Below are 13158 nucleotides of genomic sequence, written 5' to 3'. Positions count from 1 at the left end.
GAACCGCTTACTCCTGCCTTTTCTCCGTGTTTCTGAGTTTCTGAGTTTCTGAGTTTCTGAGTTTCTGAGTTTCTATGGTGAGAGGTCTTGGTTTTTGCGTCAGTTGTATCGATATGATTTTTTAATTTCGAAGTTTTAGAAATTTCCTTATGGGTTTTTAAAAAATCGATAGTCGAGATTCAGCATAAGTAAATTGTGCCGTTACTAGCAAGTTATCTTTTTTTGGGAAGAATTCCATGCCGTCTGTAGCCAAACTCAAGCAGCCCCGGTTCACGATGTTAACTACAGCGTACGCAGCGGTCTTACTCTGCGGGAGTGTATTTGGCGTCAGCGTGCAGGCCGCTGACAGCCCGGCCAGGCAACTCCATCAACTGAATGAGAACTCGGTAGCGACGATTGAGCTTCCCCTGCTGGCAGGCTGGTACGAAGGGCAACTGGTGCACTACATCTCAACCGATATGTCGGATCAAGTGATGTCGCAGCAAACCGGTACCAATTATGTGTCGCGCCTGTCGTATGCATTACGTGCGCCACTGCCGGGGCAGCCAACAGCGGTAGACCGCGTGTATAAATTTACCAACTTCAATCAGGGTAGTGTGTTCCCGTCGGCACCGCAAAAAATCGGCTACCAGAATACTAACGAGGCTTATACACCTTTATGGGTGGTCTATCTGGCGACCTGGCAAGCAGGTACAACGCCACGGACTTTACGTTCGGAAGAAGAAGTTCTGAACGCCGCCGACAAGCTTGAAATCCAGCTTACTCCGACAACGGTGGTTGTAAATTGCCCTATTATTTATTCTGCCAAAGACGGCATATTGGGTGGCGCAACAATCCATGTGAAGCAGCCAAAAACAAACGAACGCAGGTGAGCACGCAGATGAATTACCCCGCTTACCGTAGAATCAGGTCGTTCCTTTACTCACGCTCTCGCCATCTTCCGGACGCAAGCTCCAGAAGGTAATGGACGACAGCATCGTCATCACACCCAGCGTGATGAATGCATGATGCAAGGCGCTGGTCACTGCGAGCTGATCCGACTGCGGCAGACCGCTCAGGTACCAGCCAGTGACAAGTGAGCCGCAAGCCAGTCCAAAGCTCATCGACAATTGTTGTAGCGTACTGGCGATCGTACTCGCCATGCTGGAATCCTCTGTTTTGACATCGGCAAACGCCATCGAATTCATACTAGAAAATTGCAGAGAATTAAAAAATCCCTGCGTCAATCCCAGTAATACGATCAGTGCCAGCGGCGTACCCGGTGAAACCGTCGAAAACAAACAAATCGTTATCCCTATCATCAGAGTATTTACAATCAACACCTGCCGGTAGCCAAATCGTCTCAGCACTTTACTGGCAATCAGTTTCATCCCCATCGCAGCAAATGCTGCGGGCATCATCAATAACCCCGATTGCCATGCCGGCAGCCCCAATCCTATCTGATACAACAGCGGTAGCAAAAATGGCAAACCACCCAATCCCAGTCGTGTAATAAAACCGCCGACCACCGAGACACGGAAAGTCCTTATCTGAAATAAATTCAGGCGCAATAAAGGAAAAGGAATTTGTCGCGAGTGCCAGCCATATGCCGCCAGCAAGCTGAGAGATAAAGCAAACAACACCATCGTTGACGTCACATCAATCGTATGTTCACCAAAAATTTCAAGCAACCACGACAGCAGCGCGGTGCCAGTACCAAACAACACCAGGCCAATCACATCAAGCGGTCTGGGTTTGTCGCCGTAATAATCCGGCATATGACGATGAATCAGATATTGCGCCGCCAGCCCGACTGGTACATTGATAAAAAAGATGACCCGCCATGACATCCAGTGCACGATCAGACCACCGATAGTTGGCCCCAATAAAGGACCGATCAGCGCGGGGATAATCACAAAGTTCATCGCCATCAATAATTCTGATTTAGCAAATGTGCGGATGATGGTTAGTCGCCCCACCGGCATCATCATCGCAGCCCCCATTCCCTGCAAGATGCGTGAAGCAATCAGCATCGGTAAGTTCAGAGACAAGCCACATAGCACAGACGACAAGGTAAAAATCGCCACAGCAATACTGAATACCCGCCGTGTGCCATAGCGATCAGCAATCCAGCCGCTAATCGGGATGCCGACAGCAAGACTCAGGATATAACTCGTGACCACAGCCTTTAGGCTTAGCGGTGATACCTGCAAACTCGCCGCCATTGACGGTACCGCGGTATTAATAATCGTCGAGTCAAGTTGCTCCATAAACAGCGCCGTCGCAACGACCCAGGGCAAATAGCGTTTGACAGCAGCGGCGTGATCAGTCGTTTCTGATATGGATGGCATGGTGCGATGAGAAAGCGTGGCACAAGGGAACGATGATAGCACCCGGCTGAAAATTGAGTTCTTCGAGGTGAGATTGATCAGGTTGTTATACCCGGCTGCACACGCGGTATATCAATGATGGTTTGATTACTTAGGCAGAGATACTAATGAATACTGGTCTGGGTGGGATCAATGGACATCAATGAGTGATGCACTCACTCCTCGTTTTCAGTGAGGATTGAGTGAATAAGGCGATCAGATATTTTATGAGAATCAAATAATTAAATACTCATCCCCGTCACAATCATTGCGTAAATCAACAGTGAAACCAAGGCAATCAATAACAGCGCGGCAGTACGCCAGAGCGTACCGAAAACGCTGAGTTGATAAGCATCGCGCAATTGCAGATACATGTGAATCGGTGGAACAATCATGAGCAAAAATACTGCGGTGCCGGTGAAATTAAATTTATTCAGCAATGCCATGATGATCAGTAGTACGCACATAAACGACAATGAATACAAGGAAAAAACTGCATGGTCGAACATCACATAGCGGCGGCGGAAGGCGAATAGCAACCATAAAAAAGGTAATGAAATAGGCATTAACAAGAAAGCGAGTTTTGAAGAATTTGCCTTCATCTTATACAGCGTGAGCTCCCGGTTGGCGTTCGCTTTGGCTAACGACGATCCTATTCCCGGGATCTCATTGAGTGTGTAGTCATCTCTAATATCGATAACCAGATCGTCGCTTGAGCTCGATGCGGAGGAGGTGTTTGCGGCGCCTGACTCACTTTTGGCGGAGTCATTTTTCTTGTCAGATAATTGTGTTGATGCGACCTCTAGGGTATGAATTTCTTTTTTTACTGATGAAATTTCTTTACTGATGTCGATACGCTTTTGTACATCAGGACCTAATTTATGTTTTTCCGTCTCTAGTGTGCTTAACCTGGTTTTGGCTTCCTGAAGCTGTTGTTCGACTTCTTCTTTCGATTTCTTTGTATCGCTAGCCGCCTTAGTTGCCGCTAATTCCAGTGCCATGATTTCTGTTTGCGTTTCTTTGATTTCTTCTTGAATGTCAGTGACCGTTTCATGTTTTGCGATCAGAGCTGCTTCTTGCTCTTTTTGTCTGGCAAGGGTTTGCCTGGCTTGATCGAGTTCCTTCATCACTTCTTCTTTGGTATCTGACCCCATGAGATTTTTGGCCGGATCTTTCATGGTGAAAGAAAACACAAAAAACATCAGGAAAATCATGAACAGAAATAAGGCTAACGGTGAGACGAACGAAGTGCGCTTACCTTCAATATATTGTCGTGTTAATTTTCCGGGACGGTAGATCAATGCGGGAATCGTGCGCCATGCCTTGGTTTCAAAATGGAACAGACCATGCAGCAGTTCTTCAAACATATGCAGCAAAGAGCGATGGATGTGCGCATGTTGACCGCACACATGGCAATAAGCGCCAGTTAGAATGGCGCCGCAATTGGCGCAGCTGCCGTGTTCATCATGTGATCCGGATGACGCAGGTGTGGCTGAATCTTTGGTCGCATCTTTAGAAGTATTACCACTGCTATGATCAAATTCACTGACGACAGCTGCCTGAGTGATCACATCGCTTGATACGTCAATTTCGATTCCCATTGCAGCCCCAGATGCCTATGATTGATGTGAAATCTGTTGGTGAATTTAGTCAGCCAACAGGTTTTTAGTATTGCGCGTTCACTATAAATTATGCCCTGACATCTTTCAACTTCTCTACCCGGCGCTGCAGCACAAAAATCGGTTGTGCCCATTCGGTATCTTTTTTCTTTTTGCTGGTGATCAGTGTCAATTCTGATGGATCGTAGACGTCGGTGTTATGCGTCAACGGGGTTGTCATCAGGTATTGTGCATCGGTGTTTTTCAGGAATTCACCGACGAGCTGGATGTTGCGGATATCTAGATGGGCAAACGGTTCGTCGATGAAGACGAAGCCGCCTGAACCATCTTCGGATTTCAATAAACCGATTAATAGGATCAGGGATTTCATGACTTGCTGACCGCCGGATGCTTCGCCGTCATTCATTCCGATCGGGCCTTTGCCGTCGAACTTGAAGCGAACGTGCAGACCCGCTTGTGATAGCTGAATGTCGTCATTCTCCAACTTAACCGGATCAGTATGGACTTCGATCCCGGCGAGCTCGCCGAGCTGTTTAATATTTTTGCTATAAGTCTTAATGGTGAAACGCAGGCGATCCATGTAGGCCGCACGTGCATTGACGGTTGCTTCTGAGGCCCGGTTATTTTGATAGCGGCGCTCATCGGTCTCGGCCTGGCGGCCTTGCAGCAGGGCGTTCAGACGTACGAACTGATCGACGACTGTTGAATCAGTTTCCCAGTCTTCACGTGCCAGGTTGTTGCCAAGACTGCGCAGACGCAGTTCGATCTGATGGACGTTTTCATGTTCGGCAACCAGCTCTTGCCTGTGCTTGGCACGCTTCCAGTTAACCGGCAACTGATGCCAGGTCTGACGCATGCCGGTGAGCGTTGCAAAATGGCCTTGTCGCTCGTCTGACAAGCGCTTTTCTGCACTGCGTAATTGGGATTCTGCATCGGCAATCGCGGCTTTGGCTTGCTCCCATTTCAGATGAGCAACGGTACGTTGTTCGGTGGCTGATTTAAGTAGAGGCGAAATCTCACCTAGGCGACTGCCGACTTCGATCCGTTGTTGTCTGAGGGGTTGTATATGGCGGCTGGCCTCTTCAAATTCAGCGTGACGGGCACTAAGTTCTTTTGCCGCATCAACGCCAGCCAGACGCGCTCTGAAGGCGCTGATCTCGCCAGCAAGTTTGCTGATGGCAATCGTGAGCTGATCTTCTTGCGATTGCAGGCGTGGTAAAGAGCGTTGCAATGCCTCCAGCCTTTGTGTGCGACCTGCACTGCCAAAGCGGTAGCGAGATGCCTCGACAAATAGCGAGCGACCACCGCGACGCTCGCCATGATAAGCGTCGGGCGTAATCCATTCTTGTGACTTGGATTTTGATTCGGATTGCGATTTATTAAAACTGAGACCTACTTCAACCGAATCGACCATCTCGATTCGTTGTAGTTGCTCGATCAGCCAGGCAGGCGCAGCGGCAGTGAAGTTCACTACAGATAGCAGACTTTTGTCTTTGACAGTCGGAGCGTGGATACGGTCTGGTACGATGAAATGACCATAGCGTTGCTTTTCACCGACGCGATAAGCTGCGCTCGCATCACTGGCTTTATCCAGCAAAATCACCGAGGTGTAACCGCGCAAGACGCCTTCGACCGCACCTTGCCATTTGGGATCGGTGACTTCGACGATCTCCGGCAGCATGCTGTGAGAAATACCTGCATCATTCAAAGCACGGCGCATATTGCGCACGTTCTCCGGGTCAGGCAGAGCGGCTTTGCCTTGCAGGGCGGCAATGGTTTCCAGTTCAGCGGCGATGCGGTTGGATAGCGTATCGCGCTCTTGTTTGTGACGCGAGAGTTCTGCTTCTTTTTTCTCTAAATCATCGGCGACGTTGGCGACGTCGGCATCTGCTTCTGCGGCGAGTTTTTGTAGACGGGCTTTTTGTTCCAGTAAACTCTCTTGCGGTTTGAGTTTGGTATTGATGTGCTGTAGTTTTTCGCGCAGTTGAGATTCTTCCGCTTCCAATGCGGCCTCATGCTGCTGCGCTTCGCTATGCATCTGTGCCTGTATGGCGAGACTGCTACGACGTTCCGATAAACCGTCTTCTTGTGCTTTTAGCTGACGCTTGCCGTTGCGCAGACTCTGGCTGGTCGCCGACGCATGTTGCAAGGCTTCATGGTATTGCAGCGTTGGTAAAATCTCTTCTTGCAGGTCGCGCTTTTCCTTGTTCAGGCTTTCCCATTGGTGGTAATTCGCCACGCGCAGGCGCAGGCCTTCGAGGTTGGTTTTTGCGCCTTCAAGCTCGGTTTCAAATCGCTGTAATTCGGTCTCGGTATCACGCTGATGGCGTTTGGCATCGTCATAGGCGTCTAGTACTTCTTTATCGCCAAAAACCTGAAACACCAGGTCGAGTAATTGACGCGGTGCATATTCACAGAGTTTGTCGGTTTCGCCTTGCTCCAGCGCCAGCACTTTACCCATCGCTGTTGACAAACCAGCGTGCGACAGTCGTTTGCGATAGGTTTCTACACCGAGCCAATCGTTGGCTTCCTGGATGTCTTCTATCTCGACTTTGCCGCTGCGCATCAGGTACTGACGCTTCCAGTCGCCGCCGTTTTTCTGGATCTGGCAGAACAGGGTGACTTCGTCCTCATACAAGCCGGACATGCGGAAAGGCCGGTTAGAAATTTGTGGTCCGACGGCACTGTTATCGACGACAGCGCGAATCCAGGCAGTTTGCTGTCCTGAATGGCGTGCGTAATGTTTGTACGAGCGGCCCATGGAGCATTCGAGGCCGAACAGAGTGCGCAAGGCGTCCAGCAAGGTCGTCTTGCCCGAGCCATTTTGACCAGCGATCGTGATGATCTTAGCGTCGAGCGGGATATTCTTGATACGTTGCCAGTAGTCCCAATGGACCAGTTCTAATGATTTGATATGGAACATGTGGCTTATTCTTCTTCTGTAGTGTGATGACTATCGGTGCTATTTGGGTCTGTACTTACGTTGCCGTCGGTATCGCTGTCAGTGCTGGCGACTGTTTCCTCTCGGTCTTCGCCGGCGGGAGCAATGATGGCAGGGGTCCGTACAGGGATTTTGAAAATATCCGATAGCGCGCCATTGATGATGCGGTCTTTCAGGGTATCGGTATCCATCATCAGATCGAGCAGTGGCCCTTCGACGATCAGATCCGCTTTGCGTTCGACAAAACCATAACGCACGAGCTGGCCCAGATTCATGTCCATACGGGTTTTCTTGCCGAGCTTTTCGCCAAAATCAGCGAGGAGGGCGCGGTAAGAAATGCCGATGGACGTATCTTCAGCCCGCGGCATGGGCTTGTCTTTGCCGAACATATCGTTTTGATTTTCTTCGGCAAGTTGATGTGCTTCTTGCCGCTCGCGTTTTGGCAAAATAATCAGTGACCATAGGACAACCAATAAGGCAACGCCATCGCGTGCCAAGCTGAAATTATTGTTCTGCCAGGTTTCTCTAGTGCCGAATACTTTCGATTCGCTATCACGTGTCAGTGCCAGTGTGACGTGATCGGCATACACGTTGTCGATGAATTTCATGCCGCAGGCTTTTAGCCTTGCGTCGACATCAGCGCGGAATAATTCGTCGGAGAGGGCGCGTTTAACGAGCTTGTCTTCACGGCGCAGGGTTTGATGCGCGAGCAGGCGGGCGATCAGGAATTGTGCGTCTTCTGTCATTCTTTTTTACTCAATGCGGTGAGGGTGGCGACCGAGATAGCGGAAACGTGCGGGTCAGACACGCGTTGCATTTTGTCTTTCGAATTAAATTCCAGCGGCAAGCGCGCCAGCGCGGCGGTTGCACCTTGCAAGGCGGATTCGTTGACGTCCCCCAGCAATGGAAGCAAGGATGCGCGATACGAGGCAATCGCAAAGCTGGATGGTAATAGCAACTCTTGCAATGGCATTGGTTTGCCGGCTTGCATGTGTTCGATATTGGTCAGTCGATCCAGCCAATGATCGAGTTCCAGTAAAGCATCGCTATCGTCATTGGCGATCTCCGGTGCGTTTTCGCCTGTCGGCAAAATATTGGCGACGGCGGACTGGCGATTGGTCAGTAATTCGCTTTCAGCGACATCGATCATTTCTGATGGTGTGATGAACAGCGGTGTCATCGGATAGGCCAGCGCATCATCTGCCAGTGATGCCAGATCGGCGTATTGCAGCAGCCAGGTTTTGATATCGGTAGTAGATAAGCCAGATTGTCCGAGGTGGACGCGCTGACGTTCGATCTGATTCAGCGCACGCGAAAACATGCCTTGCATATTCAGCAGCGCACTCTGGGCACGACCGATCGCTTGTGCCGCTCTGTGGGTTGCAGAATCGGCACGGCTATCGTTGGTGATTGCGTGAATGATCTGCGAGCCCTTTTCTACCCAGTCGCAGGCGGTGTGCCATTTTTGTTGGGCGGTACGCAGCTGGAACTCAGAGCCGGACGCGATTGCGTCGGAAAATTCTTCGGTCAGTTCGATCAGACGACCGAGCAGATGGTGCAACTGTTCTACCGACACGCCACCAACGGCCTGCGCCCCGGCGACCTGCGTGAGCATGTAGCTCATTTCGGCTTCATCACCTTGTTGCTCCGCCTGCTGCTCAGCCTGCAATAAGGAGGAGAGCGCTGCCAGCACATTACGGGCGGTTGGCGTGATGCGATATACCGATTGACCTGCATCCCAGGCCAGCAGGTTGTGCGAGCGCAAGCGCATCAGGATGGTTTCCAAGCGGTCCGGATCAATATAGCCCAGCTTGGCGTTGATGTCCGCACGGGACAACGACGGCGTATCGACGTCGGCAGCCAGCTCGCGCAGGACCAGCAAACGCAGCATGACGTTGTTGAACCCGCCGTGGAACAGTGCAGTAAAGGCTTGCAGCAGCGGCTGTGCACGTTTTAAAGGGAATATCGGTGCAACATCGTCAGGGCTGATGCCAGGGCGAAAAAACGACTGTAGTGCGTCGTCATCTTCATGGCCTGGCTCAGGTGCTTTGGATGGTTCGTTGGAGAAATTTTGCATGCGGCATTTTACCCGCTTGCAAGACGATTGAGTATTGTCAGGGAGTTAAGTTGGAATTTTCCGTTAGGCGTATCAAAAGTGCTATTTGAGCGCTTACAGCGTGTTTCCAGTTAATTTTACTGGTCAATTTTGGTTCTCTTCATTGCCATAGCTCGACATGGGTGTCTCCTTCAGGTCAACACTGCCTTAACAAGTACATCCGCTATCAACTCAATTCAAATCAAATTTTCATGAAAATTCTGGCTAATGTGTAGTGTGCCAGCATATTCCTTTAGTGCTTGGCGTGACGCCAGAATGGTTGGCACTGCATTTATAGATGTTACTATTTATATACTAGGGTGGAGTAAATTTAAAAGACTATATAAGCAATGCGGTATTAGCATTGTTTTTACCTATACTCCCCTTTTTTAATAAGTTACGTGAATTCAGCTGGTGGTAGTGTGAGCAAAACTGCCATGACCATACGGTAATTCACGATTTGTAAGAAAATACACTTGAGTACGACTAAACAAGACGGATTAGGAATGACTGAATCCGGCGTCGTACAAATAAAGATGAGGATAACAAGATGACACAATGGCAAACAGCCACGCTAGGTGGCGGCTGCTTCTGGTGTACAGAGGCGGTGTTTCAACAGATTCGCGGCGTACAGAAGGTGGAGTCCGGTTATAGCGGCGGTGCAGTTCACAATCCGACCTATGAGCAAATTTGTACTGGCCGCACCGGCCATGCGGAAGTGGTCAGGCTGAGTTTTGATCCTGAGGTGATCAGCTATCGCGAGTTACTAGAGATTTTTTTCACGATCCATGATCCGACGACATTAAATCGCCAGGGCAATGACAGCGGTACGCAATACCGCTCGGTGATTTACTTCCACGATGAGTCGCAAAAAGCCATCGTGCAGGAGGTGATCGCTGCGATGGCTGCGGTGTGGGATGACCCTATTGTGACAGAGCTGACCTTGGCACCGATGTTCTATATCGCTGAGGAATACCACCAGAATTATTTCCGGCAGCATCCGAATCAGGGGTATTGCTCTATTGTGGTGGCTCCCAAAGTCGCTAAAGCGCGTAAGCTATTTGCCAGTAAGCTTGCTGGTTAGTTTTGCTGGTGTAAGCGCTTGTTGTTGAAGTGAGGCTGGTTGCCTCACTTTTTTTTGCCTTTTTTTTGTTCATGTTGCTCGATATAGTCTTTGCGCACCAGTGATTTGAATTGCTTTGGCAGCCAGGGGCGCGCGGCCAGCATGAAGCTGATACGGTGTTTTTCTTCAAATGGCAGCTTTGCGTCCTCCTGATGTTGTTCTGAGAATTCGCGGGCGACTTGCTTCAGGCGGGTAATCAGTGCTGCCACCGACTGCCTAGACAGCATGACATTCACCAGACGCATGATTTCATGTTCGCCATCAAAATTTGACTCCAGATATTCGGCATAGGCCTGATCGCGGAAACTGCTTTGGATAGGGCCGTTCGGTATCCAGCGAAAAGTCCGCGACACCAGCAGCTTTACCCGGTTGTTAGGGAGCAATTCCAGGAAGCCAATTTTGTCCAGACGCAATAAATGCTTAACGACATCAATCTCGCTGATGTCGTAGATTCGGATGATTTGCTCGACGGTGAGCAGATTCAGTACCGAGACAGCGACAATAAATTTTTTCGGGTCGCTGATGATTTCTTTTTCCTGATCAAACGTCAGTTCAGAAATCAAGGTGTCTTCGTTCGATGCCAGCGCCAGGTCGCGCAGACTGATCTCCGTTGCATTCAAAATCTCGTCTAGTCGCTGTAGCGTGAAATTCTTTTGTGAAAACATGCGTTTCACGCTTGCTTCCGACATATCAATCCGTGTCGCCAGATCGGCATAGGTGATGTTTCTCGCCTTCAATTCGCGCTTCAAGGCATCAATCAAAATACTTGCTTTTAGCATCGGAAATCCCAGTGTTGATGATCGGTAAAATCTAAAATGTAAAAAAGTATTAAAAAATAATACACCAAGCCACCTTGTATGCGACTCTTTGTTTGTTGATTGATCACATTCTTGCTTGACTTGATAATTCACTCCGCCGCAGACATTGCGGGTATTTCAAATGAAATGCAGTGGGAAATACAGTGGAATTAGGCAGTTCAGATTGCTGATGAAACAAGGAGAAACACAATGGCTTTAGAGATAGCAACATTTGGTGGCGGATGCTTCTGGTGTACCGAGGCAGTATTTCAGCAAATCCGCGGGATCAAGAGCGTTGAGCCGGGTTACTCAGGGGGACAGGTTGATGATCCCAGTTACGATCAGATTTGCGAGGGCGGTACCGGACATGCAGAAGTCGTGCGTCTGATTTTCGATAATGCGGCGGTGAGTTACAAGGCGCTGGTCGAGATTTTCTTTGCGATCCATGATCCGACTACCTTGAATCGTCAGGGCAGTGATGTGGGCACGCAATATCGTTCTGTGATTTTTTGCCAGAGCGAGGAGCAAAAGACTTGCGCAGCCGCTGTCATGGCGGATGTCGCGACAAAGTGGGAAAAACCGATCGTGACTGCGATTGAGATGGCACCGATGTTTTATCCCGCTGAAGACTATCATCACAATTACTTTAAGATGAATAGTCAGCAGCGGTATTGCACCTTAGTCGTAGCACCAAAGGTTGCTAAAGCAAGACAGTTTTTCTCTGGTAGTCTGTCATCCCGGTAGACGGGCAGTTGAGGTCGGTGGCGATCTCAAGTATTGACCGGATAACAGATAAAAATCTTCAAATTATCCGAACCTTGCTTTGTTCGGCTTGCATTTTATGGCTGCAAGCGGCTGATTTTCCATGTGCCGTCGGCCTGTCTGGTATAGACAATACGATCATGCAGGCGCGAGCGGCGACCTTGCCAGAACTCTAAGCGCTCAGGAATCAGGCGATATCCGCCCCAGTGTTCCGGACGCGGCGGTTCATCACCATAAGCGGCAACTACTTCTGATAAACGCGTTTCCAATAAATCCCGGTTTGCGATGACTTCACTTTGTTGTGATGCAATCGCGCTATGACGGCTCCCCAGCGGGCGGCTGTTGAAATAGCGATCATTCTCTTGCGCTGTAATTTTTTCTACGCGCCCCTCGATCCTGACCTGACGCTCCAGTGCGACCCAATGAAATAGCAAGGCAGCATGTGGATTGGTCTCCAGATCATGCCCTTTGCTGCTGACATAATTGGTGAACCAGCAAAATCCACGCTCATCAAATTCTTTGATCAGGACAATCCTTGAACTCGGACGTCCTTCATGATTGACTGTTGCCAGGCTCATGGCATTGGGTTCGGCGACATCGGCTTTGATCGCCTGGTCAAACCAGGTAGAAAATTGCTGAACAGGATCGCTGGCGACGTCGGATTCTGACAAACTCGCCTGGAGATAATCTTTGCGTAAATCGGCTAATGACATATTGATGCTCTTTATAGAGAGTGTTAAATGTTGTTATTGATGGACAATATGGACAATATGGACAATATGGACGACATGGATGATGTTTAAGACGCGTCCGGTACGATGCCGCGTCGCGCTTGCATGGCAGCACCTAATCTTTGCATCTGCGCGTCGCTCAAAATCCGCTTTGCCATCGGTGCGATATGGGTTTCTTCCAGCTCCATGTGATGCAGATACATATCAGAAAAATGCCGGATATCCAGCGTGGATAATTGGGCTGAACTGCCTTCCTGAATCTGCTTCAGTTGCTTTTCGAGATTGGACCACTGTGCCGTCATTTGCAGGTGCTGCTTCATAATTTCTGGCAACAATTGTTTCAGCAATGCAGCATCCTCTTGGGTGGCGGTAGTTTCCAGCGCCGGCAATAAATCCATTTCTTCGTCTTCATGATGCAGGGGCGCGGCTTGTGTAAAGTATTTCAGCACCGCCTGTGCTGCCTGCCGTGCATCCTGATCAGCGCCGTGTACTGGCAGATGCGTCAGTAATTTGTCCAGCGTGGCGAGTTGCTTGCGAATACGGTCATGGCAATGTTTTAGCACGGCGATCGGTTGATCAAATCCGGGTGCGCTGTCGAATAGTGTAGTCACGATACCTCGATGTGTTTGGCTGTGGTGGGACTAAAATAATGAAAAATTATCGATCATTTAGCACAATCCTGCTTGTGCCATATCAAGCAAACGACAGCCCGGCGGCCTGCTCTTGTAAAATAGCGACAGTT

Annotated in this window: 11 protein-coding genes; 3 read left to right on the top strand and 8 right to left on the bottom strand. The window is 49.6% G+C overall.

The window, feature by feature from the left end:
• Positions 1–275 precede the first annotated feature (275 nt).
• Positions 276–872: a DUF7482 domain-containing protein gene (locus ACO0K3_RS05375; RefSeq protein ID WP_422982614.1), complete on the top strand. Its 597-nt coding sequence runs from the start codon at positions 276–278 to the stop codon at positions 870–872.
• 33 nt (positions 873–905) lie between these two features.
• On the opposite strand, the gene ACO0K3_RS05370 is transcribed toward ACO0K3_RS05375, so the two are convergent.
• The 5 genes from ACO0K3_RS05370 to ACO0K3_RS05350 form a co-directional block, all read right to left on the bottom strand.
• Positions 906–2330, bottom strand: coding sequence for a DHA2 family efflux MFS transporter permease subunit (locus ACO0K3_RS05370; protein WP_422982612.1), 1425 nt, complete (start codon positions 2328–2330; stop codon positions 906–908).
• Positions 2331–2590: 260 nt separating this feature from the next.
• Positions 2591–3949, bottom strand: a complete 1359-nt coding sequence (locus ACO0K3_RS05365) for a DUF3667 domain-containing protein (protein ID WP_422982610.1) — start codon at positions 3947–3949, stop codon at positions 2591–2593.
• 88 nt (positions 3950–4037) lie between these two features.
• Complete coding sequence (locus tag ACO0K3_RS05360; protein WP_422982608.1) at positions 4038–6890, bottom strand: ATP-binding protein; 2853 nt, start codon at positions 6888–6890, stop codon at positions 4038–4040.
• Positions 6891–6895: 5 nt separating this feature from the next.
• On the bottom strand, positions 6896–7654 hold the full coding sequence (locus tag ACO0K3_RS05355; protein WP_422982606.1) for a hypothetical protein: 759 nt from the start codon (positions 7652–7654) through the stop codon (positions 6896–6898).
• Complete coding sequence (locus ACO0K3_RS05350) at positions 7651–8985, bottom strand: hypothetical protein (RefSeq protein WP_422982604.1); 1335 nt, start codon at positions 8983–8985, stop codon at positions 7651–7653. Before ACO0K3_RS05350 ends, ACO0K3_RS05355 begins: the two co-directional genes overlap by 4 nt.
• A gap of 568 nt (positions 8986–9553) precedes the next feature.
• On the opposite strand from ACO0K3_RS05350, the gene msrA (ACO0K3_RS05345) reads away from it, so the two are divergent.
• A complete protein-coding gene (gene msrA, locus ACO0K3_RS05345; protein WP_422982602.1) occupies positions 9554–10087 on the top strand; it encodes a peptide-methionine (S)-S-oxide reductase MsrA in 534 nt (177 codons plus the stop codon).
• Positions 10088–10131: 44 nt separating this feature from the next.
• Here msrA (ACO0K3_RS05345) and ACO0K3_RS05340 read toward each other — a convergent pair whose 3' ends face one another.
• Positions 10132–10905 carry a helix-turn-helix domain-containing protein gene (locus tag ACO0K3_RS05340; RefSeq protein WP_422982600.1) on the bottom strand — a complete coding sequence of 258 codons (774 nt, stop codon included), beginning with the start codon at positions 10903–10905 and terminating at the stop codon, positions 10132–10134.
• A 228-nt stretch (positions 10906–11133) separates the two neighbouring features.
• Between ACO0K3_RS05340 and msrA (ACO0K3_RS05335) the strand changes: the two genes are divergently transcribed.
• The gene (gene msrA, locus ACO0K3_RS05335) at positions 11134–11667 is read left to right on the top strand and encodes a peptide-methionine (S)-S-oxide reductase MsrA (protein ID WP_422982598.1); all 534 of its coding nucleotides are present in this window, start codon (positions 11134–11136) and stop codon (positions 11665–11667) included.
• 95 nt (positions 11668–11762) lie between these two features.
• On the opposite strand, the gene pdxH is transcribed toward msrA (ACO0K3_RS05335), so the two are convergent.
• A complete protein-coding gene (gene pdxH, locus ACO0K3_RS05330; RefSeq protein WP_422982596.1) occupies positions 11763–12398 on the bottom strand; it encodes a pyridoxamine 5'-phosphate oxidase in 636 nt (211 codons plus the stop codon).
• A gap of 86 nt (positions 12399–12484) precedes the next feature.
• On the bottom strand, positions 12485–13027 hold the full coding sequence (locus tag ACO0K3_RS05325; RefSeq protein WP_422982594.1) for a hemerythrin domain-containing protein: 543 nt from the start codon (positions 13025–13027) through the stop codon (positions 12485–12487).
• Between the last annotated feature and the right edge of the window lie 131 nt (positions 13028–13158).

It is taken from the genome of Undibacterium sp. Rencai35W (assembly GCF_049340185.1).
Lineage (GTDB): Bacteria > Pseudomonadota > Gammaproteobacteria > Burkholderiales > Burkholderiaceae_D > Undibacterium.
The sequence above is the reverse complement of the archived record's forward strand: the minus strand, read 5'-3'. Positions and strand labels throughout refer to the sequence as shown.